This window comes from Streptomyces sp. RKND-216 (assembly GCF_004795255.1).
Classification (GTDB): domain Bacteria; phylum Actinomycetota; class Actinomycetes; order Streptomycetales; family Streptomycetaceae; genus Streptomyces; species Streptomyces hazeniae.
The window spans coordinates 4,514,340-4,539,042 of sequence record NZ_SSBQ01000002.1; the positions used below are offsets into that span (position 1 = coordinate 4,514,340).

At 70.6% G+C, this 24,703-nt stretch carries 24 protein-coding genes and 3 pseudogenes; 12 read left to right on the top strand and 15 right to left on the bottom strand.

Annotated elements, in window-relative coordinates; translation table 11 throughout:
• Positions 1-12: 12 nt before the first annotated feature.
• Both E4198_RS25590 and E4198_RS19645 read right to left on the bottom strand, forming a co-directional pair.
• Positions 13-352, bottom strand: a pseudogene (locus tag E4198_RS25590) (hypothetical protein); the annotation flags it as partial.
• Positions 352-1,044: pseudogene (locus E4198_RS19645) on the bottom strand (methyltransferase domain-containing protein); the annotation flags it as partial. The pseudogenes E4198_RS19645 and E4198_RS25590, both read right to left, overlap by 1 nt.
• A 65-nt stretch (positions 1,045-1,109) precedes the next feature.
• On the opposite strand from E4198_RS19645, the gene E4198_RS25045 reads away from it, so the two are divergent.
• Positions 1,110-1,331, top strand: coding sequence for an alcohol dehydrogenase catalytic domain-containing protein (locus E4198_RS25045; protein ID WP_281728013.1), 222 nt, complete (start codon positions 1,110-1,112; stop codon positions 1,329-1,331).
• 263 nt (positions 1,332-1,594) lie between these two features.
• Here the strand turns inward: E4198_RS25045 and E4198_RS19655 are convergent, their stop codons facing one another.
• Complete coding sequence (locus E4198_RS19655) at positions 1,595-2,023, bottom strand: organic hydroperoxide resistance protein (RefSeq protein ID WP_136184315.1); 429 nt, start codon at positions 2,021-2,023, stop codon at positions 1,595-1,597.
• A gap of 143 nt (positions 2,024-2,166) precedes the next feature.
• The gene (locus tag E4198_RS19660) at positions 2,167-3,183 is read right to left on the bottom strand and encodes an NADP-dependent oxidoreductase (RefSeq protein ID WP_136184316.1); all 1,017 of its coding nucleotides are present in this window, start codon (positions 3,181-3,183) and stop codon (positions 2,167-2,169) included.
• A gap of 84 nt (positions 3,184-3,267) precedes the next feature.
• Between E4198_RS19660 and E4198_RS19665 the strand changes: the two genes are divergently transcribed.
• A complete protein-coding gene (locus E4198_RS19665; protein ID WP_136184317.1) occupies positions 3,268-3,714 on the top strand; it encodes a MarR family transcriptional regulator in 447 nt (148 codons plus the stop codon).
• A gap of 71 nt (positions 3,715-3,785) precedes the next feature.
• Here E4198_RS19665 and E4198_RS19670 read toward each other — a convergent pair whose 3' ends face one another.
• On the bottom strand, positions 3,786-4,700 hold the full coding sequence (locus E4198_RS19670; protein ID WP_247597757.1) for an SGNH/GDSL hydrolase family protein: 915 nt from the start codon (positions 4,698-4,700) through the stop codon (positions 3,786-3,788).
• A 301-nt stretch (positions 4,701-5,001) separates the two neighbouring features.
• Between E4198_RS19670 and E4198_RS19675 the strand changes: the two genes are divergently transcribed.
• Positions 5,002-5,496, top strand: a complete 495-nt coding sequence (locus tag E4198_RS19675; RefSeq protein WP_136184318.1) for a DUF3145 domain-containing protein — start codon at positions 5,002-5,004, stop codon at positions 5,494-5,496.
• 134 nt (positions 5,497-5,630) lie between these two features.
• On the opposite strand, the gene E4198_RS19680 is transcribed toward E4198_RS19675, so the two are convergent.
• From E4198_RS19680 to E4198_RS19700, 5 genes are all read right to left on the bottom strand, one after another.
• Complete coding sequence (locus E4198_RS19680) at positions 5,631-6,893, bottom strand: beta-ketoacyl-[acyl-carrier-protein] synthase family protein (protein WP_136184319.1); 1,263 nt, start codon at positions 6,891-6,893, stop codon at positions 5,631-5,633.
• Between the two features lie 75 nt (positions 6,894-6,968).
• Positions 6,969-7,217, bottom strand: coding sequence for an acyl carrier protein (locus tag E4198_RS19685; protein ID WP_027762884.1), 249 nt, complete (start codon positions 7,215-7,217; stop codon positions 6,969-6,971).
• A 119-nt stretch (positions 7,218-7,336) separates the two neighbouring features.
• The gene (locus tag E4198_RS19690; protein ID WP_136184320.1) at positions 7,337-8,371 is read right to left on the bottom strand and encodes a ketoacyl-ACP synthase III; all 1,035 of its coding nucleotides are present in this window, start codon (positions 8,369-8,371) and stop codon (positions 7,337-7,339) included.
• 13 nt (positions 8,372-8,384) lie between these two features.
• Positions 8,385-9,320: an ACP S-malonyltransferase gene (locus E4198_RS19695; protein WP_136184321.1), complete on the bottom strand. Its 936-nt coding sequence runs from the start codon at positions 9,318-9,320 to the stop codon at positions 8,385-8,387.
• Positions 9,321-9,421: 101 nt separating this feature from the next.
• A complete protein-coding gene (locus E4198_RS19700) occupies positions 9,422-10,660 on the bottom strand; it encodes a helix-turn-helix domain-containing protein (protein ID WP_247597758.1) in 1,239 nt (412 codons plus the stop codon).
• Positions 10,661-10,702: 42 nt separating this feature from the next.
• Between E4198_RS19700 and E4198_RS19705 the strand changes: the two genes are divergently transcribed.
• Positions 10,703-11,374 carry a pirin family protein gene (locus E4198_RS19705; protein WP_136184322.1) on the top strand — a complete coding sequence of 224 codons (672 nt, stop codon included), beginning with the start codon at positions 10,703-10,705 and terminating at the stop codon, positions 11,372-11,374.
• A gap of 32 nt (positions 11,375-11,406) precedes the next feature.
• On the opposite strand, the pseudogene E4198_RS19710 reads toward E4198_RS19705, so the two are convergent.
• Positions 11,407-12,237: pseudogene (locus tag E4198_RS19710) on the bottom strand (aldo/keto reductase).
• Complete coding sequence (locus E4198_RS19715) at positions 12,234-12,803, bottom strand: MerR family transcriptional regulator (protein ID WP_136184323.1); 570 nt, start codon at positions 12,801-12,803, stop codon at positions 12,234-12,236. The pseudogene E4198_RS19710 and the gene E4198_RS19715 overlap by 4 nt, the downstream one beginning before the upstream one ends.
• A gap of 81 nt (positions 12,804-12,884) precedes the next feature.
• Between E4198_RS19715 and E4198_RS19720 the strand changes: the two genes are divergently transcribed.
• Complete coding sequence (locus E4198_RS19720; protein ID WP_136184324.1) at positions 12,885-13,697, top strand: serine hydrolase domain-containing protein; 813 nt, start codon at positions 12,885-12,887, stop codon at positions 13,695-13,697.
• A gap of 32 nt (positions 13,698-13,729) precedes the next feature.
• Here the strand turns inward: E4198_RS19720 and E4198_RS19725 are convergent, their stop codons facing one another.
• Positions 13,730-14,641, bottom strand: a complete 912-nt coding sequence (locus tag E4198_RS19725; RefSeq protein WP_136184325.1) for a DUF4429 domain-containing protein — start codon at positions 14,639-14,641, stop codon at positions 13,730-13,732.
• 78 nt (positions 14,642-14,719) lie between these two features.
• Positions 14,720-15,343, bottom strand: a complete 624-nt coding sequence (locus E4198_RS19730; protein ID WP_136184326.1) for a TetR family transcriptional regulator — start codon at positions 15,341-15,343, stop codon at positions 14,720-14,722.
• A gap of 112 nt (positions 15,344-15,455) precedes the next feature.
• On the opposite strand from E4198_RS19730, the gene E4198_RS19735 reads away from it, so the two are divergent.
• Positions 15,456-17,072 (top strand): DHA2 family efflux MFS transporter permease subunit, encoded by a 1,617-nt coding sequence (locus E4198_RS19735; protein WP_136184327.1) that lies wholly within the window; start codon positions 15,456-15,458, stop codon positions 17,070-17,072.
• Positions 17,073-17,459: 387 nt separating this feature from the next.
• Positions 17,460-17,840, top strand: a complete 381-nt coding sequence (locus tag E4198_RS19740) for a peptidase inhibitor family I36 protein (RefSeq protein ID WP_247597759.1) — start codon at positions 17,460-17,462, stop codon at positions 17,838-17,840.
• A 76-nt stretch (positions 17,841-17,916) separates the two neighbouring features.
• Here the strand turns inward: E4198_RS19740 and aceE are convergent, their stop codons facing one another.
• Positions 17,917-20,649: a pyruvate dehydrogenase (acetyl-transferring), homodimeric type gene (gene aceE, locus E4198_RS19745; RefSeq protein WP_136184329.1), complete on the bottom strand. Its 2,733-nt coding sequence runs from the start codon at positions 20,647-20,649 to the stop codon at positions 17,917-17,919.
• Between the two features lie 391 nt (positions 20,650-21,040).
• Between aceE and E4198_RS19750 the strand changes: the two genes are divergently transcribed.
• The 5 genes from E4198_RS19750 (at position 21,041) to E4198_RS19770 (ending at position 24,669) form a co-directional block, all read left to right on the top strand.
• The gene (locus E4198_RS19750) at positions 21,041-21,481 is read left to right on the top strand and encodes a DUF3052 domain-containing protein (protein ID WP_027762895.1); all 441 of its coding nucleotides are present in this window, start codon (positions 21,041-21,043) and stop codon (positions 21,479-21,481) included.
• Positions 21,482-21,626: 145 nt separating this feature from the next.
• Positions 21,627-22,088 carry a peroxiredoxin gene (locus E4198_RS19755; RefSeq protein WP_136184330.1) on the top strand — a complete coding sequence of 154 codons (462 nt, stop codon included), beginning with the start codon at positions 21,627-21,629 and terminating at the stop codon, positions 22,086-22,088.
• A gap of 115 nt (positions 22,089-22,203) precedes the next feature.
• Complete coding sequence (locus E4198_RS19760) at positions 22,204-22,779, top strand: TerD family protein (protein WP_136184331.1); 576 nt, start codon at positions 22,204-22,206, stop codon at positions 22,777-22,779.
• 128 nt (positions 22,780-22,907) lie between these two features.
• Entirely contained in the window at positions 22,908-23,486 is a 579-nt protein-coding gene (locus E4198_RS19765) for a TerD family protein (RefSeq protein ID WP_136184332.1), read from the top strand.
• Positions 23,487-23,532: 46 nt separating this feature from the next.
• Complete coding sequence (locus E4198_RS19770; protein ID WP_136184333.1) at positions 23,533-24,669, top strand: DUF475 domain-containing protein; 1,137 nt, start codon at positions 23,533-23,535, stop codon at positions 24,667-24,669.
• The last annotated feature ends 34 nt before the right edge of the window (positions 24,670-24,703 follow it).

A 24,703-nucleotide genomic window follows, 5' to 3' on the forward strand; every position in this document is an offset into this window, starting at 1 on the left:
GTCGGCCGCACCCAGCACGATCAGCACCAGCGCGGCCAGGATCGCCACCATGCCGCGCCGCTCCCGCCCGCTCGGCTGCTCCCCGAGGCAGAGAGCGGACAGCAGAAGCAAGCATCACCAGCCCGGTGACGAACAGGCCCTGCGCAGCGACCAGCGGCAGTGTCCGCCAGACGACGAGCTGTGCGCCGAAGCCGAGCAGCAGGGCCGCGGCTCCCACCAGCCACAGCGGGCTGCGCAGCAGATGGACCAGGAGAGCGGCGGGGCGGGTGGCGGACAGCGCCCGTTTCTCCACCACGAAACCGACGCTGAACAGCAGGTTGGCCAGCAGCGCCGCCGCGACACCCCAGAGCATCAGCCGCTTCCCTCCGCTTCGTGCCCCGTGCCGTCCGCGTCCTCGTCCGGGCGGGGCAGTCTGCGCGCGTGCACCAGCAGGATCGAGGCGAGCGACGGCGCCCGGCAGGCGAGGCGGTCCAGCGGACGCGGCGGGCGCGGCACGCCGTGGTACGGCGCGCCGGCGACCTCCAGCACCTCGAAGCCCGCTGCGGGCAGCATCGAGCGCAGCGCCCGGGCCGTGTGGAGCCGGAGGTGCCCCATCCCCTGGGCGCCGGGCCGTCCGTGGATGCCCCGCAGGCTCACCTCGGAGAACACCGGCTGCACCCCGGCCAGCAGAAGGCCGCGGTTGTACCAGGCCGCCAGGTTGGGTGTGGACAGCAGCAGGTGGCCGCCCGGCCGCAGGACGCGGTGCAGTCCGTCCAGGGCCGCGTCCGGGCCGACCAGGTGCTCGATGACCTCGCTGAACAACACGGCGTCCGCGACCCCGTCTGCGAACGGCAGGCCAGGACCGGTGAGTTCGCCGCGTACAGCGGTCAGGTGATGGGCCGCGCGGCGCAGCGCGTCCTGCGACCAGTCGACACCGACGACCCGGTGCGGTGCCAGCAGCGGACCGGCGACGGCCGCGGCCCAACCGTCTCCGCAGCCGACGTCGAGCACGGTCTGCGGCACCGGGCCGAGCGCCCGCGCCAGGAGGTGTGCCTGCCGGTGTGACGACCGGTGTCCACGACCCCTTGGTCCGAGCGATCGTCATCGAGGGGCCCGGCGCGCATCGGCTGGTGACCGGGTCGGCTGCGGCGCCGGGCCCCGGGGAGGTTCGCGTGGCCGAGCACGCCGCCGGCTGCTGCGCGGAGGAACTCGCCTTGTACGACGGCACGAAGCCGCGGGAGTTATGCCGCTACCCGGTGACCCCGGGGCACGAGTGGTCGGGTGTGGTGGACGCCGAGGGGGAGGGGGCGCCCCCGCGCCGGCCTCCGGACGGCTCGCCCCCGCACTGTTGACCAGCCGCCGCCTGCCACTGACCAGATTCCCCCGAAGCGATGGGCCTGCTCGCCACCGTTTCCGACGTCCCGACTGGCAAAGGGCTGCTGCGTACGGCCGGCTGACGAACCGTCGGTCGACGGGCATCGAGCCGACGTTCTCGAGCGCGTCATGCGAACCCGTGGATCGGAGACGTCGCGGCGCGGCGTGGACGGGCGGCGCCACCCACCCGTCCACTCCTGCCGAGCGGACGACCGTCGGGTCTGCCGTCCGCCGTCTGCCGTCAGTCGACGGTCAGGGTGACCTCTATGTTGCCGCGTGTCGCGTTGGAGTACGGGCAGACCTGGTGCGCCTTCTCCAGCAGCTGCGTGGCAGTCGCGGCGTCCACCAGAGGAATGCTGGCGCGCAGGGCGACGCTGAGGCCGAAGCCGCCCTCCGGCGTCTTGCCCATGCCGACCTCTGCGGTGACCGTGGAGCCGGTGATGTCGGCCTTCTCCTGGCGGGCGACGACGCCGAGGGCGCTCTGGAAGCAGGCGCTATAGCCGGCGGCGAACAGCTGCTCCGGGTTGGTGCCCTCACCGCTGCCGCCCAGTTCCTTCGGCGGGTTGACGACCACGTCGAGCTTGCCGTCGTCGGATGCGACCCGGCCGTCGCGGCCGTTGCGGGCGGTGGCCACCGCGGTGTACTGGACGTCGAGGGATGGGATGGACATGAAGATCCTCTCGTTCCTTGTCCGACCGGGAGGCTCGCGCCCACGACCTCTGCGGTCCGGTCCGAGCCTAGAGGATGCGGGCGCAGGCAGGGCGGGGAGCCTCGTGGGGTCGGATGATCGGGTGTTGGTTCGGGTCGCTGCCGTCAGTCGGCGAGGCGGACGACCATCTTTCCGGTGTTCTCGCCCTTGAGCATGCCGAGGAAGGCGTCCAGGGCGTTGTCGATGCCGTCCACGACGGTCTCCCGGTAGGTGAGGTCACCGGAGCGGATCCAGCCGGAGACCTCCGAGACGAACTGCGGCTGCAGCGATGCGTGGTCGCTGACGAGCATGCCCTGCATCCGGATCCGCTTGCCGATGAGCAGGGCGAGATTGTGCGGCGCGGCGGGTGGCTCCGTGGCGTTGTACTGCGCGATCATGCCGCACACCGTGACGCGGCCGTGCACGTTCATCGCACCGAGAGCGGCCTCCAGATGGTCGCCGCCGACGTTGTCGAAGTAGACGTCGATCCCCTCCGGGGCGGCGGCTCGGAGCTGCTCGGCGACCGGACCCGATTTGTAGTTGAAGGCCGCGTCGAAGCCGTACTCCTCGGTCAGCAACCGCACCTTCTCGTCCGAGCCCGCACTGCCGATCACCCGGGAAGCCCCCTTGAGCCGGGCGATCTGGCCCACCTGGCCGCCCACGGCGCCGGCCGCACCGGAGACGAACACCGCGTCGCCCTCGGTGAACGCTCCCACCTCCAGCAGACCCGCGTAGGCGGTGAGGCCCGGCATGCCCAGAACTCCGAGGTAGGTGCTGAGCGGTGCCAGGTCGGCGGAGACGACAGTGGCGTGCCGGGCGTCGAGCGTGGCGAACTCCCGCCAGCCGAGCCCGTGCAGGACGTGGTCGCCCACGGCGAAGCCTGAGGCATCGGAAGCCACGACGACGCCCACGGCAGCGCCGTCCATGGGCGCGTCGAGCTGGAAGGGCGGCACGTACGACCGGACGTCGTTCATCCGGCCGCGCATGTACGGGTCCACGGACAGGTAGAGGTTGCGCACGAGGATCTGGCCCTCCCCGGGGGCCTCGACCGGGACCTCCCGCAGCGCGAACCCGTCGGGCGTGGGCCAGCCCTGCGGGCGGGCCGTCAGATGCCAGGCGCGACCGGCGGTGGGCAGAGTCATGTGGTGCCTCCAGATGCTTCAGGTGCTGAAACAATGCTGCACCTGGATATTTCATGTTGTCAAGCTTTGAGGTAGGCTGAGACCATGTCGACCGGCTCCCCCTCCGTCCCGCCCCTGCCCGACGCCCTCACGCGCGAGGTCGTCGAGCTGATCGGCGGCGTCGTGGCGCGCTACCACGCGGAGTACGAGGTGGCCGCCGCCGACCACGCGCTCACCGGAGCGCAGGCGCGCGTTCTCGCCCTGCTCGACCGTGAGCCCACGCCGATGCGCCGCATCGCCGAGCAGTTGAGGTGTGAGCCGTCGAACGTGACGGGTATCGTGGACAGGCTGGAGGCCCGGGGCCTGGTCGAGCGGCGGCCCGACCCGGCCGATCGCCGCGTCAAGCTCGCCGCGGCCACGGAGCGCGGCAGTGCGACGGCCGCGAGCCTGCGGGGCGCGCTCGGGTTCGCCCGAGAGCCGCTCGCCGAGCTCACGCCGCTGGAGCGGCGGGTGCTCCGTGACCTGCTCATACGGATGCTTGACAGTCCGTGACGCCGCGCATCCCCGGCGCCCGGCGCGCCGTCCCCGCCGGGGCGCACGGCGGCCCCGGCGGTCTCGTCGAGTCAGCCGTCCGTGATGCGCTCGTAGGCGAGTTCGGCCAAGTCGCTCTGTCCCTCCCGGCTCGGGTGGAACCAGTCCCAGCGGCTGAGCGCGTTCGCGGTGAAGCGGTAGTCGTGCACTTCGCCCCCGTCCCAGCGGCACCGCCTCACCTCCGTGCAGACCTCCCGCAGCACGGAGTTGTAGGCGTCCACGCGCTCCGAGACCTGCGCCCGGCGTGCGGTCGCGGCCTCACCCGTGTCCCGTGGCGCGTCCAGCATGGAGCGGCAGATGCCGTAATCCCACACCCGGCGGGCGTCCGGCTCGTCGCGTCCCACCTGCCAGAGCCGCTGCAGGTCCGGGATGCTCGCCACGTACACCTGGGAACCGGGAGCCTCCTCCCGGAGGGTGCGCAGTGCCTGCTCGAAGTCCGTGCGGAAGCCGGCCACCGGTGTCATCGCGTCGACCGACGGCCTGCACGCGTCGTTGGCGCCGACGAGCACCGTCACCAACTCCGGGTCGCGGTCCGCCGCCTGCGCCATCTGTCGAGGGAGGTCGGCCATCGTCGCGCCGGAGACCGCCAGGTTCCAGCTGTCGCGGCCGGGGTCGTCGAGGAGCCGGGAGGCGAGACTGGCCACGGTCGGGTCGGTGCCGGTGGCCCAGGACGACTTCGGGCAGTCGGTGAGCGGCCCGCATGCATCGAACGCCCGGGTGATGGAGTCGCCGACGGCGGCGAGGGAGTCGGGGTCGGTGTCCCATGCGGGGGAGGCCGAGGGCGCCGCGGACGCTCCGGGTGATGAAGGGGATGTACCCGGCCGTGCCTTGGATGCCGAGGAGGAGGGGGGTGAGGAGCCGCCCTGACAGGCCGCCAGGGAGCACCCCAGGGCCATGGCCAGGGCGCCGGCCACCGCCATCCGGGCGGTGTGTCCGCGTGTCCGCATCGCCGCCTTCCCTTCCGCGTCGTCTCCCTTCCCGACCGTACGGCACCCGTGGTCGGAAGCGGCGCGGTAGCTTTCTCTCGTGGGGGGCGCGTGCGTACAGGTAACCGAACACCCATCACATCGCGTCATATCCTGCCCGATTCGTGGAGGAATGACCACAATGGTGTTTACTGTTGGTCACCTCGGAAGCTGGTAGGTCAGTGATCGATGGTGCAGAATGTCAGACGCCGGTCCGGCGCGTGACCGGCAGGTACTCGAGCTCGCCCGCGAGGCCGGAGCTCGAACCGCACTGGAGGTCCCGGTGACGACACGTGGAGTCCTGTTCGTCCACTCCGCGCCCCGCGCGCTCTGCCCGCACGTCGAGTGGGCCGTGGCAGGGGTGCTGGGCGGCCGCGTCGCGCTCGACTGGATCAAACAGCCCGCCTCCCCGGGCACCTGGCGTGCCGAGTTCTCCTGGCAGGGGGAGCCGGGCACCGCGTCGAAGCTCGCCTCCGCGCTCCGCGGATGGCACATGCTGCGCTTCGAGGTGACCGCCGACCCGTGTGCCGCCGCCGAGGGAGAGCGCTACAGCTCGACCCCCGAGCTGGGCATCTTCCATGCCGTCACCGGCATGCACGGCGACATCCTGATCCCCGAGGACCGGCTGCGCGCCGCGATGTCCCGCTCCGCGCGAGGGGAGAGCGACCTCGAGGCGGAAATCGCCCGGCTGCTCGGCAAACCCTGGGACGACGAACTCGAACCCTTCCGGTACGCCGGCGAGGGCGCGCCGGTGCGCTGGCTCCACCAGGTCGTCTGAGTACCCTTCACCACGGCACCACGGCACCACGGCACCACGGCACCACGGCACCACGGCACCACGCGCAGACGCCCCGGCCTGCCAGGTTTGACGACCTGGCAGGCCGGGGCGTTCGCCTGTGCGGGCCCCGAAGGTCAGACCGTCCGCAGCGCCAGCACCACGTTGTGGCCGCCGAACCCGAAGGAGTTGTTGAGCGCCGCGATGCGGCCCTGCGGCAGTTCGCGCGGCTCGTCGCGGACGACGTCGGCGTCCGCCTCCGGGTCGAGGTTCGCGATGTTGATGCTCGGCGGAGCGAGGCGGTGGTGCAGCGCGAGCACCGTCGCCACCGTCTCGATGCCACCGGCACCGCCCAGCAGGTGACCGGTCATGGACTTCGTCGCGGACAGCGCCATGTGGTCCACGTCGCCGGAGAACACCTTGCGCAGTGCCTTGATCTCGGCGATGTCCCCCTGCGGGGTCGACGTCGCATGCGCGTTGATGTGCATGATCTCGTCGGCGCGCAGGTCGGTGTGCTGCATCAGGTTCTGCAGCGCGTGCGCGATGCCGTTGCCGCTCGGCTCGGGCTGCGTGATGTGGTGGCTGTCGGCCGAGACGCCCTGGCCGACGGCCTCCGCGTACACCCGCGCACCGCGCCGTGCGGCGTGCTCCGCCGACTCCAGCACGATCACACCGGCGCCCTCTCCCATGACGAAGCCGTTGCGGTCCGCGTCGTACGGGCGGGAGGCGCCCTGCGGGTCGTCGTTGTTCTTCGACATCGCCATCATGTTGCCGAACGCGGCGATGGGCAGCGGGTGGATCGCCGCCTCCGTCCCACCGGCGACGACGACGTCGGCACGGCCCGTGCGGATCATCTCCACCGCGTAGCCGATGGCCTCCGATCCCGAGGCACAGGCGCTGACCGGAGTGTGCACCCCGGCCCGCGCGTTGACCTCAAGACCCACGTTGGCGGAGGGACCGTTCGGCATGAGCATGGGCACGGTGTGCGGCGACACCTTGCGCACACCCTTGTCGCGCAGCACGTCGTACTGGTCGAGCAGGGTGGTCACGCCGCCGATACCGGACGCGACGACCGCGCCCAGCCGGTCGGGGTCGACGGTGCCGTCCTCGCCCGCGCGCGCGGTGAAGCCGGCGTCCGCCCACGCCTCACGGGCGGCGATCAGCGCGAACTGCGCGGAGCGGTCCAGCTTCCGCGCCTGGGGACGCGGAATGACCTCCGAGGGGTCGGCGGCCGCCCGTGCACCGATGCGCACGGGCAGGTCGGCCGCCCACTCCTCCTCCAGCAGACGCACACCGGACCGGCCGGCGACGAGACCCTCCCAGGTCGATGCGCTGTCGCCACCCAGCGGTGTGGTTGCGCCGATACCGGTGACGACCACGGCGGATGGGGTCGTGTTCATCGGAATTCTCTCTCCACGTGTCTGAGGTACGCGGTGACGCGCGCCGGCGCCACCGCAGGGCGGCGACAGTCCGGCTCAGCCCTGGTGCTTGAGGATGTACTCGGTGGCGTCGCCGACGGTCTTGAGGTTCTTGACGTCGTCGTCCGGGATCTTCACGCTGAAGCGCTCCTCGGCGGCTACGACGACCTCGACCATGGACAGCGAGTCGACGTCCAGGTCGTCGGTGAAGGACTTCTCCTCCTTGACGTCCTCGGCGGGGATACCGGCGATCTCGTTGACGATGTCGGCGAGACCGGCGATGATCTCTTCCTTCGTGGCGGCCATTGCGGCGCTCCTTCGTGTTGTGTCGGTCTCCCGGGCGCGGCTTCCCGGCCCGGTGCTGTGCCACAGCGCTGCCGCCTCCGTGCCGGTGCGGCGTGCGCTGCGAGGTGTGTGGTCCTGCTTCAGGGGAGAGTAACGACGGCGGCCGCGTAGACGAGGCCGGCACCGAAACCGATGACCAGTGCCGTGTCGCCGCTCTTCGCCTGACCGGTCGCCAGCAGCCGCTCCATGGCGAGCGGGATCGAGGCGGCCGAGGTGTTGCCGGTGGTTTCCACGTCCCGTGCGACGGTGACCGTCTCCGGGAGTTTCAGAGTCTTCACCATCGAGTCGATGATCCGCATGTTGGCCTGGTGCGGGACGAAGACGTCCAGGTCCTCCGCGGCGACTCCGGCGGCGTCCAGCGCCTGCTGGGCGACCTTGGCCATCTCGAAGACGGCCCAGCGGAAGACCGTCTGGCCTTCCTGGCGCAGCGCGGGGAACTTCAGTTCGCCGGCGTCGTCCACCGGCAGTGCGTTGACGTCCCCCACCCGGAACGCGTCCCAGGGGACGGTCTGCGTGATGACGTCGGCCTTGTCGCCCTCGGAGCCCCACACCACGGGGCCGATGCCGGGCTCGTCCGCCGGGCCGATGACTGCCGCGCCCGCGCCGTCGCCGAACAGGAAGGCCGTGGAACGGTCCTTGAGATCGGTCAGGTCCGACAGCCGCTCGACGCCGACCACCAGCGCGTACTCGGCGCTGCCGTCCACGACGAGCCCCTTGGCGATGCCCAGGCCGTAGCCGAACCCGGCGCACGCGGCGGAGATGTCGAACGCGGCGGCCTTGCCCGTGCCGAGACGGTGGGCGATCTCGGTGGCGATCGACGGGGTCTGCTTGAAATGCGAGACCGTCGAGATGATGACGGCGCCGACCTGGTCCGGCGTGATCCCCGCGTCGGCGATCGCCTTGCCCGCGGCCTCCAGCGTCATCTCGGCAACGGTCTCCTCCGGACCGGCCCAGTGGCGGGTCGCGATGCCGGACCGCGAGCGGATCCACTCGTCGGAGGAGTCGATGTGCTTGAGGATCTCCTCGTTCGGCACCACCCGCGTGGGACGGTAGCCGCCGACGCCGTGGATGCGCGCGTGAGGGGAGCCCTTGGCGGGCCTGATCTTCGCGGTCATGCTCTCGATGCTCCTATTCCGCCGCGGCGGTGTGTTCGGCGACGAGCGTGCGGGCCGCCTCGAGATCGTCGGGGGACTTGAGTGCCAGCGTCCTGACACCCGGCATACCGCGCTTCGCCAGGCCGGTGAGCGTTCCGCCCGGGCACACCTCGATCAGGGCGGTCGCACCGCGCGCGACGAACGTCTCCATGCACAGGTCCCAGCGCACCGGGCTGGCCACCTGCTGTACCAGCCGCCGTACGACCTCCGCACCGCTGTCCACGACCTGGCCGTCCGCGTTCGACACGTACGGCAGGACCGGGTCGTGCACCGCGACGCCGCGCACCGCGGTGTCCAACGCCTCGACGGCGGGCGCCATGTGCACCGTGTGGAACGCCCCCGCGACCTGGAGCGGTCGCACCCGTGCCCCCTCCGGCTTGTCGGCGGCCAGCGCCTGGAGCTGCTCGGCGGTGCCGGCCGCCACGATCTGACCGCCGCCGTTGATGTTCGCGGGAGTGAGCCCGAGCTGCTCGAGGTGCGAGGTGACCGTATCGGCGTCCCCGCCGAGCACCGCGGCCATCCCGGTCTCGGTCACCGCGGCGGCCTCGGCCATGGCCCGTCCGCGGATGCGTACCAGGGACATGGCGTCCGCGGGGGACACGACACCCGCGGTGGCCGCGGCAGCCAGTTCACCGACACTGTGACCGGCGACCGAGCCCACCGCCCGCGCCGCGTCGTGGCCCTCGAGCAGCACTCCGGCGGACACCAGGGAGGCGGCCACCAGCAGCGGCTGCGCCACGGCGGTGTCCCGGATCTCCTCCGCGTCCGCCTTGGTGCCGTAGTGCACCAGGTCGAGTTCGAGGGCGTCGGACCATTCCCGGAGGCGGTCCGCGACGCCGGGGAGGTCGAGCCAGGGGGTCAGGAAGCCAGGCTTCTGGGCGCCTTGGCCGGGAGCGACGAGTACGAGCACTCTCACACTCTCTCTTGAGGACGTGGGTCCCCGCCCGTGGGGACCGGGACGAAGAACAGTCGGGGGAATTGTGGCTCCCCGACAAACCCGCGGCGCTCAGCCTACGGCTCTCGATCACCGTCCGCGAGACGCCCCAGGATCAGCGCGATACGCAGAGTAAACGCTGAACGCACGTCGGAGGGGGACCAGCCGGTGACGTCCGTCACACGTCGCAGCCGGTAGCGGACGGTGTTCGGGTGAACGAAGAGCATCCGCGCCGCGCCTTCGAGACTGCTTGCCTGCTCCAGATATACGCTCAGAGTTTCCAGCAGTGCCGAGCCGGCTTCTTCCAGCGGTCTGTAGATCTCCTCCACCAAGAGCTTCCGCGCCGCCGGGTCTTCGGCCATCGCCCGCTCGGGCAGCAGATCGTCCGCCAGCACCGGGCGTGGCGCGTCCGGCCACGCCGCACACGCCCTCAGCCCGGCGGCTGCGGCCTGCGCAGACCGTGTGGCCGACAGCAGGTCCCCGACGACCGGTCCGGCCACCACCGGGCCTGAAGCGTACGGACCGATCAGGGACTTGGCGGTGCGCAGCGGATCGTCCGAACCGCCGGCGATCACCACCAGCCGCTCGCCCAGCACACCGGTCAGCACCTGGAGCTTCGCGTGCCGCGCGGCACGCCGGATGGCCTCCACCGTGAGTTCGCTGTCCCCGTCGGGCGCGGTGCCCAGCACGACGCAGACGTATTCGGGCGAGTTCCAGCCGAGCGCCGCGGCACGGGACACGGCGCCCTCGTCCGCCTCGCCCGACAGCACCGCGTTCACCACCAGGGACTCCAGGCGGGCGTCCCACGCGCCGCGGGCCTCCGCCGCCTGGGCGTAGACCTGCGCGGTGGCGAAGGCGATCTCGCGCGCGTAGACGAGTAGCGCCTCGCGCAGTACCGCTTCGTCCCCGGGGGCCGCGACCTCGTCGATCGCGGTCTCGACGACCTCGATCGTGGTGCGCACCAGCTCCACCGTCTGCCGCAGCGTGATCGCCCGCGTCAGCTCGCGCGGCGCGGTGCCGAACACGTCCGTGCTGATGGCCTGCGGCGTCTCCGGGTGCCGGAACCACTCGGTGAACGCGGCGATGCCGGCCTGAGCGACCAGCCCGATCCAGGAGCGGTTCTCCGGCGGCATGGCGCGGTACCACGGCAGCTGCTCGTCCATGCGGGACAGGGCTGCCGCGGCGAGCTTGCCGGAGGACTGCTGGAGCCGCCGCAGCGTGGCCGCGTGCGGATGCTCCGCTGACCGGCCGTCGGCGTCGTTCGAGGGATTTTCGTCGGATTCCGTAGGTTCGGGCACGGCACAAGCCTGCCTCATCCGATGCCGTCCGCGGGTACGGGGGCGTCTACCGTGGTCTGCATGCTTGAGGTACGGCGAGCAGCCGACCGGTACCGCGGTGGCGACAGGGCGGCCGGGATCGACACCCGGCACGCATTCTCCTTCTCCGGCTTCTACGACCCGGAGAACGTCGGCTTCGGCCTCCTCGTCGCCTGCAACGAGGAGCGTCTGGAGCCCGGAGCGGGCTTCGGTCTCCACCCGCACCGCGACCTGGAGATCGTCACCTGGGTCGTGGAGGGGGAGCTGGAACACCAGGACTCGACGGGTGCCGCGACGCTGGTCCGCCCCGGCGACCTGCAGCGCCTGGGGGCGGGCTCCGGCGTCCGCCATGCGGAGCGCAACGCCGGGACGGGGGTGCTGCGCTTCGTTCAGATGTGGCTGGTGCCGGGAAGCTTCGGCGGTCCGCCCGAGTACGAGGTGGTGCGGGGGATCGCCGACGCGACGCCGTTCGCGATCCCCCGCACCGATGCCGTACTGCACGTGCGACGGCTCGGCGACGGCGCACGTACGGCGGTGCCCGACGCGCAGTTCGTCCACCTGCACGTGGTCCGCGGCGGGGTGCGTCTGGGCGGTGAGCGGCTGGGACCCGGTGACGCGGCCCGCGTCACCGCGGCGGACGGCCTGGTGGCGTCCGCCCACGGTGACACGGAGCTGCTGCTCTGGGAGATGCACGCCGAACCCTCCTACGGCTGACCGCGGGACGGTGCGGGTTCGCCGCGGAAGGGCTATTCCCGTCCGGCCGAGGTGAGGGCCATGTCCGCGTACCGCGCGCCCGCCACCTGCGCGGCGACCGGTTCCAGCACGCTCAGCTCCTCTTCGGTCAGCGTGCGGCGGGTGGCCGCCGTGCTCTCCTCCACCCGCCCCGGCCCGGACGCCGGGTGCCCGGAATCGGTACCACGCGCAGGCCGTGCACCGCCGCCCGCTGGTGTACCCAGGCCAGCGCGACCTGGCCGCTCGTCACCGTGCGCCTCGGCGACCCGTCGCAGCGGCCGCAACAGGGCCGCGTTCGCCGTCGCGTCGGCGCCGGTGAAGCGCGGCTGGAAGCGCCGGAAGTCGTCGCCGCCGAGGTCCCGGTCCGCCTCGGTGAACGAACCGGTGAGGAAGCCCCGGCCGAGCGGCGAGTACGGTACGAAGGTCACGCCCAGCTCGCGTGCGGCGCCAACCACGTCCTCCTCCACATCGCGGCTGAAGACCGACCACTCCGACTGCACCGCGGCGATGGGGGTGGACGGTGTGCGCGGTGCGCAGCTCACCCCCCGTCACCTCGCTCAGCCCGAGCTGCCGGACCTCGCCCTCCCGGACCAGTTCAGCCATGGCGACGACGGACTCCTCTAGCGGCACACCCGGGTCCCGGCGACGCATGTAGTACAGGTCGATCGTCTCCACTGTCGTAGAGGGTGACACCGAGCTCAAGCGGCCGTTCCAGCGTGGCGCGCGCCTGCCCCCTCGTCCGTGGGACCGTAGGCGAAGCTCATGCCCATGCAGCCCAGGCCCTGAGCGCCCACCTCCGGGCCGTCCGCGCCCAGCCGTTCCGTGCCGATCCGCTCCGTGTTCATCGTTGCCGTGCCGCCTTTCCGGAGGGCGACGCCTCCGTGGTCTGCTCGTCGCCGGGCTGCGCCGGGCCGGTCGGTGGTTCCGTGGAGTGCGCCGGGGTCTGCGGCTTCGCCGAGTAGACGCCGATCTTGTGGTCGAGGACCGCGAGGGTGTCCCGCAGTTCCGCGATACGGAGACGCACGTTCCGCCGGGTCGTCTCGAGGAGTTCGCGCCGCGCGTCCACGGTGTGCTCGCCGGCCCGCACGAGTTCGGCGTACCGCACCATGTCGGCCACCGGCATGCCGGTGAGGCGGAGCTTGCCGACCAGTGACAGCCAGTCCAGGTCCTTGTTGGTGAACCGTCGCTGCCCGGTGTGCGAGCGGTCGACGTGCGACATCAGCCCGATCCGCTCGTACCAGCGCAGGGTGTGCGCGCTCAGCCCGGTGCAGGCCGCGACCTCGCTGATGGTGTACCGGTCCCGTCCGTCCGGGCGCGGATGCACGGCGCTCCGGGTCGCGCAGAGGTCCGCGTCGGCCGCCTTGCCCGCTGTCTCGGTCTCGTCCGCCGTCTCTCGCTCCGTCACGGTCATGGGGGAAACGCTACGGACCTGGAGTGCACTCCAGGCAAGCGCATTTCGGGGACCGATTTCCGCCGCGTTAGGCTGCCTGGCATGGACAGCGCCCTGCGGATGATCGAGACCTGGCCCGTGCCCGCCGCTGCCGCCGCCGTCGTCACGGCGGACGGCTCCCTCGCCGGGAAGTACGGCGAGACCGGACGGCGCTTCCCGCTCGCCTCCGTCACCAAGCCGCTGGCCGCCTACGCCGTACTCGTCGCGGTGGAGGAGGGCGCGCTCGAGCTGGACGAGCCGGCCGGCCCCGAGGGCGCGACCGTCCGCCACCTGATGGCCCATACCTCCGGTCTCGCCTTCGACGAGCACCGGACCGTGGCGGCGCCCGGCGAGCGGCGGATCTACTCCAACACCGGCTTCGAGGTGCTGGGCGAGCACCTGACCAAGACCACCGACATCCCCTTCGCGGAGTACCTGAGAGACGCGGTCCTCTCACCGCTGGGGATGTCGGACACCGAACTCGCGGGCTCCCCGGCCAAGGACGCCGTCTCCACCGCGGACGACCTGGTGCGCTTCGCCGGGGAACTCCAGACCCCCCGCCTGATCGCCCCGCAGACGCTCCAGGAGGCCACGGGCGTGGCCTTCCCCGGGCGCAAGGGCGTACTGCCCGGCTACGGCAACCAGTCACCGAACGACTGGGGACTCGGCTTCGAGATCCGCGACGGCAAGACGCCGCACTGGACCGGCGACCGCTCCTCGCCTCGTACTTTCGGGCACTTCGGCCAGTCCGGAACCTTCCTGTGGGTGGACCCGGAGGCCGGTGCCGCCTGCGTCGCGCTCACCGACCGCGACTTCGGCCCGTGGGCCGTCGAGGTGTGGCCGGTCTTCACCGACGCGGTCCTCGCCGCGCTGTAAGCCGCCGAGGACCGGCCCCGCGTGCGCGGAAGTCAGAGCTCGGCGAGCAGGTCCGCCTTCTTGGCCGAGAACTCCTCGTCGGTGAGCAGCCCGGCCTCGTGCAGCTCACCGAGGTGCCGTATCCGTTCGGCGATGTCCGCCGGGTCGCGCCGGTCGCTCGCACCGCGGCCGGGGCCTGGCGGGTTCGGAGCGGTGGCCGCGTCCAGCGCCGGGACCGGCTCCGCCTCCCGTACGGCGGCCAGCACGGCGGCGGCGAAGGGCAGAGACTCGTGGACCAGTCCGTAGCCCAGCCCGAACACCACGGCGGCCGGGTCCTGGTCCACCTCGACGCCGGGGAACGCGCGTAGCGCGGGCGCGGCGGCGCCGCGTGGGATCAGCCGCAGGTGCCCCCTGAAGACCTCGGGCGAGCGCCATTCCACGCCCTCGAGCTCGCCCACCGCGAACGTCTGGTCGCCCGCCTTCCACTTGGCCGAGGACGCCCCCGTCCAGAACCAGCGGAAGGACACCTCCTTGCCGTTAAAACGCGCCTTGCCGTCGTACGCCTTGAACGACATTGGCGGCTCGGGCGCGGCGACCAGGTGCGCCGGGGCGGGCTCGGCCGCGTCCGGACCGAGTGCCGAACGCAGTTCGCTGACGTAGTAGTCGGCGAGCAGCTCGCGCTCCGCGGGAAGCACCAGCCGGTACGGGTCGCAGGTCTCCTTGAGCTGTCCGTCCGCGGCCTCCACCAGCGGGTCGGCCCCGGCCCGCGGCACCGCGCGCATCACGATCGTGCCGCGCCGCCCGCCGGGGGCAAGCTCGATCCGGCTCAGTGCCTCGTACGGGATGCGCCGCTCTCCCAGCACGTGGAAGAGCTTCGGCGTGCGGATCCCCCGTTCGAAGCGGATGAGCACGGAGTCGGAATCGAACTCCCAGGAGGAGTGGATTCCCGCCAGAACGTCACCCATGTGGGTCATCGTATGCGGCGACCGCCCGCGCGTCCCCCGCGCCGCGCGGTGCCACTGGCCGAAGGCCCTCGGGGCGCGTCATCGGCGACTCCAGTCGTCGCTCAACGCGGGCGCCATCAGGTCGAGGTAGGTGTCCATGGTCCTGCGTGCCGCCTCGACAGTGACATCCTCGCCCTCGCCCCACTCCCGTCCGGCCGCCCGCATCACGCCGGTGAACGACGCGACCAGCACCCGGGGGCGCCGGTCGTCGGGTGACAGGCCCTCGCGGGCGGTGAGCAGTGCGGCGAGGCGGGCCTCCGTCTCGGTGGACCGGCGCAGGTGTGCGGCGAGCAACGACGGCGTCGTCTCGATGACCTGCCACATCCGCATGTACAGGCCGATCGGCACGATCTCGGTGATGGCCTCGCCGAAGTGGTCCCAGGTCGCGTCGAGGGCGTTGCGCAGGGCGCGGATCGGCGACTCCTCTGCCGGGCGGTCGCGCACCGCCCCGTAGAAGCCGGCCTCCGTCTCGTCCTGAAGCGCGAGCGCGACCTCCTCCTTGCTGGAGAAGTACCGGAAGAAGGTCCGCTGGGAGACGTCGACGGCGTCGGCGATCTGATCGACGGTGGTGTCGTCGTATCCCCGGGTGACGATCAGCTCGTGCGCCACCCGGATGAGGGCCCCTCGGGTGCGCCGCTTCTTGCGCTCCCGCAGTCCGGTCACGTTCGGCCACCTTTCCTGGACATGGGCGGCACCCTACCTGTGAGCGGAATGACAGCTGCAGACTGATGAATTGGTTTGTCAATTGTCAGACGCTGTCATTAACCTCACGGGCATGAGCTCGCACACCGCCACCGTCACGAAGGGGGCGCCCGAACCACAGGGCCCGCCGATAGCAGAGCCCGCCCGGCCCAGAGGGCTTCGCGGCCACCCGTGGCTCACGCTTCTCACAGTGGCGCTGGGCGTCACCATGGTCGCCCTCGACGGCACCATCGTGGCCATCGCCAATCCCGCGATCAAACAGGATCTCGGCGCCACGCTCGCCGAGGTCCAGTGGATCACCAGCGGCTACCTCCTCGCTCTCGCCGTCTCACTGATCACGGCAGGCAAGCTCGGCGACCGCTTCGGCCACCGGCAGGCGTTCCTTTTCGGCGTGGTCGGCTTCGCCGTCGCCTCGGCGGCCATCGGCTTCGCTCCCAGCGTCTCGCTGGTCGTCACCTTCCGTGTCTTCCAGGGCGTCTTCGGTGCCCTCCTGATGCCTGCGGCGCTCGGGCTGCTCCGCGCTTCGTTCCCCGCCGAGAAGCTCAACGCGGCCATCGGTATCTGGGGTGCCGTGATCGGCGCCTCCACCGCGGCCGGCCCGATCGTCGGAGGGCTGCTGGTCGAACACGTCAGCTGGGAATCGGTCTTCTTCATCAACGTGCCGGTCGGTGTCCTCGCCCTGGGCATGGGTCTGGCGTTCCTGCTGGGCCATCGGGCGGAGAAGGCGGCGAGGTCCTTCGACCTGCCCGGCATCGCGCTCCTCTCCGTCGCGATGTTCTGCCTGATCTGGGCGCTGATCAAGGCCCCCGAGTGGGGCTGGGGCGATGCCGGTACGCTCGGCTTCCTCGCCGTCGCGCTGGTCCTCTTCGCCGTCTTCGCTCTCTGGGAGACCCGGGCACGGGAGCCGCTGCTGCCGCTGAGCATGTTTCGTTCCGTGCCGCTGTCGGCGGGCACCGTGCTGATGGTGCTCATGGCTTTCGGTTTCATGGGCGGGCTGTTCTTCGTCACCTTCTACCTCCAGAACGTCCACGGCATGTCTCCGGTGGAGAGCGGCCTGCACCTGCTGCCGCTGACGGCCATGATGATCGTGTCGTCGCCGCTCGCCGGCGCCGTGATCACCAAGGTCGGGCCGCGTGGCCCGCTCGTCGCGGCCATGGTGATCACCGCAGTGGCGATGTTCGGTCTGTCGACGTTGGACGCAGGCAGCGGAACTCTGGCCACCTCTCTCTGGTTCGCCCTTCTCGGTCTCGGCCTGGCTCCGGTGATGGTCGGCGCGACCGAGGTCATCGTCGGCAACGCGCCGATCGAGCACGCCGGTGTGGCCGGCGGGCTCCAGCAGGCGGCCATGCAGGTCGGGGGGAGCCTGGGTACCGCAGTCCTCGGCGCCGTCATGGCCTCCCGTGCCGGCGGTGTAGTGGGGGAGAAGTGGGCCGAGGCCGGCCTCCCGCCCCTGGAGGCCCAGCAGGCAGAGCAGTTGGAGGACGCCGCGGCCGTCGGCTTCGCTCCGCCCGCTCCGGCGGGCACCCCGGAGAAGATCGCCGACCTCATGGCGAGTGTGGTGCACGACGCGTTCATCTCGGGCATGGGACTCGCCTTCACCTGTGCGGGAATCGTCGCGGTGCTGGCTGCGGGGATCGCGGTCTTCACCAAGCGGGGCGCCCACGACGCGGAACCCGCCGTGCACGTGTAGCGGACTCGCACGGACGGAGCTCTCGTTCCGTTCCGTGCGGTGAGGGGTGCAGGGGCACGGCCGAGGGGACCGCGCCCCTGCACCTGTTTATCCCGTCCCCCTCGCTGCCGCGGACCGCCCGCGGGATCTGTGGACGGACGGCAGCCTGTGGACAACTCGGCCACCCCTACCGGTGACTTCCGGTGGTTGCGCTTGGCAGCGGCGGATGCGGGAAGCCAGCCTTGATCACGACACCGGGCGGATCCGCTGCCCGGCACCTTCACGGGGAGTGTGATCAGCATGCCCGCCGAGCGCTCGTCCGACCGGGACGACCCAGCCGTCCGACACCGCGCAGCCCCCTCCAGCACGTCGGTCGCTCCGGCGGCACCACGCGGGATCGACGGCCCCGTGCGGCGGAGAGTTGCACGCGCTGCCGCGCTGCTGCCTGCTCTCGCCCTGGCACTCGGGGCCGCGCCGGCCGCCGCCTCGGGGGACACCTCGCGACCGGTGCTCGGCGACTGCGGCGCTGGTGAGCTGTGCCTGTGGGAGAACGCGGACTTCGCGGGGAAGCGACTCTCCTTCGAGCTCTCCGGCACACCCATCGAGAGCTATGTCGCGCTCCCACCCGGGCACACCGCCGACGCGTACGCCAACCGCACCGGCCGGCCCGTGACCCTCTACCAGAGCCGGGAGTGCGGCACGACAGGCGAGTTCCACACCCACCCCTCCGGCTCCTGGACGCCCCGCTCGGCCTACCAGGTCCGCGCCTTCAAGATCTGGGAGCGCTGAGATGGCCCGGACGTGCCGAGGGGCCCCGGCCCGCGGCCGGGGCCCCTCGACGGGGGAGTCGCGCGTTTCCGCGGGGTCAGGCGTCGCCGCCCGCGGTGCCCGGGTCGGCGGCGGACACCTCCAGCAGTTGGTACCGGTCCAGCGCCTGCTTCAGCGCGGACCGGTCGATGCGGCCTTCCCTCGCCAGCTCGGTGAGCACACCCAGCACGATCGACGGGGCGTCGATGTGGAAGAACCGCCGGGCCGCTCCGCGCGTGTCGGCGAATCCGAAGCCGTCCGCCCCCAGCGACTGGTACGTGCCCGGCACCCACCGTGCGATCTGGTCCGGCACACCGCGCTCCCAGTCCGAGACGGCCAGCTTCGGACCGTTGGCCCCCTGGAGCTTCCGCGTCACGTACGGGACACGCTGCTCCTCCTCCGGGTGCAGCAGGTTGTGCCGCTCCACGTCGACCGCCTCGCGCCGCAGCTCGTTCCACGACGTCGCCGACCACACGTCGGCGCGGACGTCCCATTCCTCCGCGAGGATCTGCTGGGCCTCCAGCGCCCACGCAAGGGCCACACCCGAGGCGAGGATCTGCGCGGGGTGGGTCCCCCGCTCGCCGGCCCGGTAGCGGTAGAGGCCCTGCAGAATGCCGTCGACGTCGACATCCTCCGGCTCCGCCGGCTGCTGGATCGGCTCGTTGTAGACGGTCAGGTAATAGAAGACGTCCTCGCTGTCCTCGCCGTACATCCGGCGCAGACCGTCCTTGACGATGTGCGCGATCTCGAAGCCGAACGCCGGGTCGTAGGCCACGCACGCCGGGTTCGTCGCGGCCAGCAGCATGGAGTGGCCGTCCGCGTGCTGGGTGCCCTCGCCCGTCAGCGTCGTCCGTCCGGCGGTCGCGCCCAGCACGAAGCCGCGCGCCAGCTGGTCGGCCATCTGCCAGAACTGGTCGCCGGTCCGCTGGAAACCGAACATCGAGTAGAAGACGTAGACCGGGATCAGCGGTTCGCCATGGGTGGCGTACGCCGAGCCCGCCGCGATCAGCGAGGCCGTGCAGCCCGCCTCCGTGATGCCGTCGTGCAGCAGCTGCCCAGTCGGCGACTCCTTGTACGCCAGCAGCAGCTCGCGGTCCACCGACTCGTACGTCTGGCCCAGCGGGTTGTAGATCTTGGCCGACGGGAAGAACGAGTCCATCCCGAAGGTGCGGTACTCGTCCGGTGCGATCAGCACGAACCGTTTGCCGATCTCCTTGTCCCGCATGAGGTCCTTCAACAACCGCACAAAGGCCATCGTGGTGGCGACCTGCTGCTGCCCCGACCCCTTCCTGACCGTGGCGTAGGCCTTGTCCCCGGGCTGCGGCAGCGGCTTCGCCCGTACGACCCGGGTCGGCACGTAGCCGCCGCACTCCTTGCGGCGGTCGTGCATGTACTGGATCTCGTCCGAGTCCCTTCCCGGGTGGAAGTACGGCGGCGCGCCGGACTCCAGCTCGCTGTCGGGGATGGGCAGGTGGAGCCGGTCACGGAAGTGCTTCAGGTCGTCGACCGTCAGCTTCTTCATCTGGTGCGTGGCGTTGCGGCCCTCGAAGTTCGGCCCGAGCGTCCACCCCTTGACCGTCTGGGCCAGGATCACGGTGGGCTGGCCCTTGTGCTCCTTGGCCGCCTTGTACGCCGCGTACACCTTGCGGTGGTCGTGGCCGCCGCGGCCCAGGTGCAGGATCTGGTCGTCGGTCATGCCCTCGACCATGGCCCGCAGGCGCTGGTCGCCGCCGAAGAAGTGGTCGCGGATGTAGGCACCGGACTCGGTGGCATACGTCTGGAACTGGCCGTCCGGGGTGGTGTTCAGCTTGTTCACCAGCACGCCGTCGCGGTCGCGGGCCAGCAGCGGGTCCCAGGACCGGTCCCACACCAGCTTGATCACGTTCCAGCCGGCGCCGCGGAAGGCCGACTCGAGCTCCTGGATGATCTTTCCATTGCCCCGGACCGGCCCGTCCAGCCGCTGAAGGTTGCAGTTGACCACGAAGGTCAGGTTGTCCAGCCCCTCGCGCGCCGCGATGGACAGCTGCCCCAGGGACTCCGGCTCGTCCATCTCGCCGTCGCCCAGGAACGCCCACACGTGGGACTGCGAGGTGTCGCCGAGCCCCCGGGCCTCCATGTAGCGGTTCATCCGAGCCTGATAGATCGCACTGATCGGGCCCAGGCCCATCGAGACGGTGGGGAACTCCCAGAAGTCCGGCATCATCCGGGGGTGCGGATAGCTGGACAGGCCGTTCGGCGCCTTCGACTTCTCCTGCCGGAAGCCGTCGAGCTGCGCCTCGGTCAGCCGGTCCAGCAGAAACGCGCGCGCATAGATGCCCGGCGACGCGTGCCCCTGGAAGAAGACCTGGTCACCACCCCTTCCGTCGTCCTTGCCCCGGAAGAAGTGGTTGAAGCCGACGTCGTAGAGCGACGCCGAAGAGGCGAAGGTGGCGATGTGGCCGCCCACGCCGATGCCGGGCCGCTGCGCTCTGGAGACCATCACGGCGGCGTTCCACCGGGTCGCGTTGAGGATCTTGCGCTCGACCTCTTCGTCGCCGGGGAAGAACGGCTCGTTCTTGGTCGCGATGGTGTTGACGTAGTCCGTGCTCCGCATCTCCGGCACGGCGACGCGCTTGGCACGGGCCCGTTCGATGAGGCGGAGCATGAGGTAGCGGGCACGTTCCCGGCCGCGCTCGTCGACCGCCGCGTCGAGTGAGTCGAGCCACTCCTGGGTCTCTTCGGGGTCGAAGTCCGGGACCTGGCTGGGAAGGCCGCCAATGATGATCGGGGTGCGATCGGATCCGGAAGCCACGCTGTTCCTTCGCTGCTCGGTGGTGATCTTCGGCCGGGTCCGGTCATGGGCCGGGCCGGATGATCTCTTGCTGGCTGCGCCGCCTCCATCGTGTACCGCGACCGGGCGTACGTCACCCCTACCGAGGGGTAACCGTGCGTCCGTCCGGGCGGTACGGCGCCGCGATCGTCGGGCGCGGCCGAAATCCCACCCTACGCCCGGAGGGCGCCGACGGCGGATGCTGTGGTGCGATGCGCCACGGATCGTGCATTGTGGGAGGAGACGTCGACGTTTGCGCGGGACGGGGCACCGGGTACTTGCGCGATCCGCCCCGCCCGTGTGGACTACGCCCAAAGCCTCGCGCGAAGGGCGAGGCGCATCCCTTGTACCGGAACATGACAGGAGGCAATCCGTGAGCGCGACCGCGGACCACGCGGAGGAGCGGACCAACCCCGCCGCAAGGCTGGGTTTCCAGCCCGGGATGGTGGTCCAGGAGCTCGGCTACGACGACGACGCCGAGCAGGCACTCCGTGAGGGAATCGAGGCCATCACGGGCACCGAACTCGTCGACGAGGATCACGACGATGTCGCGGACGCCGTGGTGCTGTGGTTCCGCGAGGAGGACGGCGACCTGACGGACGCGCTGGTGGACGCCACCACCATGATCGACGAGGGCGCCCCTGTCTGGCTGCTGACGCCGAAGACCGGCCGTGACGGCTACGTCGAGGCCAGCGACATCGGCGAGGCCGCGCAGACCGCAGGCCTCGCCCAGACCGGCAACGTCAATGCCGGCAAGGACTGGACCGGCTCCCGGCTGATGACCCCCAAGGCGGCCAAGTCCGGTAAGCGCTGAGCGGGCCCCGACCCTTCTCGCGCCTCGTCCCCGCGCATGCCGCGGCACTCCGCCCGTCCCCGACAGCCCAGGCTGCCGGGGACGGGCGTTCCCGGCCTGCGTAGGCTGGGCGGGTCACTCACCGCAACCGGAGGAGATCCCTGGCATGCAGCCCCTCGAGGTCGGCACCAAGGCCCCTGACATCACCCTCAAGAACCAGCACGGCGAGACCGTCACCCTCGCTGGGTTCAAGGGCGAGAAGAACGTCGTCCTGCTCTTCTACCCCTTCGCCTTCACCGGCGTGTGCACGGGTGAGCTGTGCGCCCTGCGTGACGAGCTGCCCACGTTCTCCGGGGACGACGTGCAGCTGCTCGCGGTCTCGTGCGACTCGCCCTTCACGCTCCGGGTCTTCGCCGAGCAGGAGGGCCTGGAGTACCCCCTGCTGTCGGACTTCTGGCCCCACGGCGAGGCCGCCCGCGCGTACGGTGTCTTCAACGAGGAGAAGGGCTGTGCGGTGCGCGGCACCTTCATCATCGACAAGGAGGGCGTGATCCGTTGGACCGTCGTCAACGGTCTGCCGGACGCGCGCGACATGGGCGACTACGTCAAGGCGCTGGAAACCCTCTGAGTGAACCGGTGGGGTGAGGGGAACCGCTCACCGGCATCCACTCGTTGACCCAGCGGCATCCGTTCAGTCCACGGGGGCACGCCGTGCTCCTCAGGAACAATTCTCAGGAGGACTCGTGGGAGTCAGCCTCAGCAAGGGCGGCAACGTCTCGCTGACCAAGGAAGCCCCGAACCTGACCGCCGTGATGGTCGGTCTCGGCTGGGACGCCCGTACCACCACCGGCAGTGACTTCGACCTGGACGCCAGCGCCCTGCTGGCCAACGGCGAGGGAAAGGTCGGCAACGACAAGAATTTCATCTTCTTCAACAACCTCAAGAGCCCCGACGGCTCCGTCGAGCACCTCGGCGACAACCTCACGGGTGAGGGCGAGGGCGACGACGAGGTCATCAAGGTGAACCTCGCCGGTGTGCCCGCGGACGTCGAAAAGATCGTCTTCCCCGTCTCGATCTACGAGGCCGAGACGCGCCAGCAGAGCTTCGGCCAGGTGCGCAACGCGTTCATCCGCATCGTCGACCAGGCGGACAACAACGAGCTGGCCCGCTACGACCTCAGCGAGGACGCCTCGACCGAGACGGCCATGGTCTTCGGCGAGCTGTACCGGCACGGGGCGGAGTGGAAGTTCCGTGCGGTCGGCCAGGGCTACGCCTCCGGCCTGCGCGGCATCGCGCAGGACTTCGGGGTCAACGTCTGAGCCGTACGGCGAGGACGTCCACCTGATCTCGGCAAGGCACGGCGCCGCAGGCTTCCCGGTCGGGGAAGTGTGCGGCGCCGTGCGCGTGCAGCACACTCGGGCCACACACTTCGGAGAGGAAGCAGCACATGAGCGTGACGCTCGCCAAGGGGGGAAACGTCTCCCTCTCGAAGGCCGCACCCAACCTCACACGGGTCGAGGTCGGTCTCGGCTGGAAGGCCCGCTCCACCACCGGCGCCGGCTTCGACCTGGACGCCAGCGCTTTGCTGTGCGGCGCCGGCCGGGTGCTCGGTGACGAGTACTTCGTCTTCTACAACAACCTCAAGAGCCCCGAGGGCTCCGTCGAGCACACCGGTGACGAACTCGTCGGCGGTACCGGGAGCGACGACGACGAGACGGTCCTGGTGGACCTGGAGCAGGTGCCGGCGCAGGTCGACCAGATCGTCTTCCCCGTCTCCATCTACGACGCCGAGACCCGCAGACAGACCTTCGGGCAGGTCACCGACGCCTATATCCGGGTGCTCAACCAGGACGACGGCCAGGAGATCGCACGTTACGACCTCACCGAGGACGCCTCCTCCGAGACGGCGATGATCTTCGGCGAGCTGTACCGGCACGGGGTGGAGTGGAAGTTCCGTGCCGTGGGACAGGGGTACGCGTCGGGCCTCCGAGGCATCGCCCTAGACTTCGGAGTCAACGTTTCGTAAAGAGGCCCGGCCCACAGCCCCGGCAAGTTGAGAGATTGGGTAACCAGTGATCCTGAGAACCTTCGGCTGGTCCTTCGGCGTCACCGCCGCGGGTCTTGCCCTGGCCGCGTTCTTCTGGGGCTGGAAGGGCTTCGCCGTGGTGGCGATTCTCTCCGTCCTGGAGATCTCGCTGTCGTTCGACAACGCGGTCGTCAACGCCGGTGTGCTGAAGAAGATGAACGCCTTCTGGCAGAAGATCTTCCTCACCATCGGCATCCTGATCGCGGTCTTCGGTATGCGGCTGCTCTTCCCCGTCGTGATCGTCGCCGTGAGTGCGGGCGTCGGCCCCATCGAGGCCGTGCAGCTCGCCGTCGACGATCCCGACCGGTACGAGCAGCTGGTCACGGACGCGCACCCGTCGATCGCCGCGTTCGGTGGCATGTTCCTGCTGATGATCTTCCTGAACTTCATGTTCGAGGAGCGGGAGCACAAGTGGTTCCCGTGGCTGGAACGTCCCCTCGCGAAGCTCGGCCGGGTCGAGATGCTCTCCGTGTGCGTCGCCCTGATCACCCTGCTGATCTCGGCGATGTTCCTCGCCACTCACGCCCACCAGTACGGCGGCGAACACGCGGACAAGTCGTCCACCGTCCTCCTCGCCGGCGTCGCCGGCCTCGTCACCTACCTCCTGGTGCACGGCCTCTCCAGCCACTTCGAGAACAAGCTCGAGGAAGAGGACGAGCGTGAGGAGGAGGCCGCCGAGGCGGCCCGCAAGGCCGGCAAGGACCCGAGCGCCGTCGGCCTGGCCGGCAAGGCGGCGTTCTTCATGTTCCTCTACCTGGAGGTCCTGGACGCGTCGTTCTCGTTCGACGGCGTGATCGGCGCCTTCGCCATCACCAACCACATCTTCTGGATGGCGCTCGGCCTCGGCATCGGCGCGATGTACGTCCGTTCCCTCACGGTCTACCTCGTCCGCCAGGGCACCCTGGACGACTACGTCTACCTCGAGCACGGCGCGCACTACGCCATCGGCGTGCTCGCCGCCATCCTGCTCATCACCATCCGCTTCCAGATCTCCGAGGTGGTCACCGGCCTGGCCGGCGTGGCGCTCATCGCCTGGTCGTTCTGGTCGTCGGTCCGGCGCAACCGTGCGCTGGAGAGAGAAGGAGAGGAGCCGGAGAAGACCGAGGTCACCTCCGGCGCCTGACGCCCGGCGGCCGGCACCCTGACTTCCCGTCAGG

Excerpts from the sequence above, each read along its gene's own strand:
- E4198_RS19755 (WP_136184330.1), top strand. The coding sequence starts at position 21,627 with ATGCAGCCCCTCGAGGTCGGCACCAAGGCCCCTGACATCACCCTCAAG.
- E4198_RS19700 (WP_247597758.1), bottom strand. The coding sequence starts at position 10,660 with ATGAGGCAGGCTTGTGCCGTGCCCGAACCTACGGAATCCGACGAAAAT.
- E4198_RS19715 (WP_136184323.1), bottom strand. The coding sequence starts at position 12,803 with ATGACCGTGACGGAGCGAGAGACGGCGGACGAGACCGAGACAGCGGGC.
- E4198_RS19725 (WP_136184325.1), bottom strand. The coding sequence starts at position 14,641 with ATGGGTGACGTTCTGGCGGGAATCCACTCCTCCTGGGAGTTCGATTCC.
- E4198_RS19720 (WP_136184324.1), top strand. The coding sequence starts at position 12,885 with ATGGACAGCGCCCTGCGGATGATCGAGACCTGGCCCGTGCCCGCCGCT.
- E4198_RS19680 (WP_136184319.1), bottom strand. The coding sequence starts at position 6,893 with ATGAACACGACCCCATCCGCCGTGGTCGTCACCGGTATCGGCGCAACC.
- E4198_RS19665 (WP_136184317.1), top strand. The coding sequence starts at position 3,268 with ATGTCGACCGGCTCCCCCTCCGTCCCGCCCCTGCCCGACGCCCTCACG.
- E4198_RS19765 (WP_136184332.1), top strand. The coding sequence starts at position 22,908 with ATGAGCGTGACGCTCGCCAAGGGGGGAAACGTCTCCCTCTCGAAGGCC.
- E4198_RS19705 (WP_136184322.1), top strand. The coding sequence starts at position 10,703 with ATGCTTGAGGTACGGCGAGCAGCCGACCGGTACCGCGGTGGCGACAGG.
- E4198_RS19690 (WP_136184320.1), bottom strand. The coding sequence starts at position 8,371 with ATGACCGCGAAGATCAGGCCCGCCAAGGGCTCCCCTCACGCGCGCATC.
- E4198_RS19735 (WP_136184327.1), top strand. The coding sequence starts at position 15,456 with ATGAGCTCGCACACCGCCACCGTCACGAAGGGGGCGCCCGAACCACAG.
- E4198_RS19670 (WP_247597757.1), bottom strand. The coding sequence starts at position 4,700 with ATGCGGACACGCGGACACACCGCCCGGATGGCGGTGGCCGGCGCCCTG.
- E4198_RS19655 (WP_136184315.1), bottom strand. The coding sequence starts at position 2,023 with ATGTCCATCCCATCCCTCGACGTCCAGTACACCGCGGTGGCCACCGCC.
- E4198_RS19685 (WP_027762884.1), bottom strand. The coding sequence starts at position 7,217 with ATGGCCGCCACGAAGGAAGAGATCATCGCCGGTCTCGCCGACATCGTC.
- E4198_RS19660 (WP_136184316.1), bottom strand. The coding sequence starts at position 3,183 with ATGACTCTGCCCACCGCCGGTCGCGCCTGGCATCTGACGGCCCGCCCG.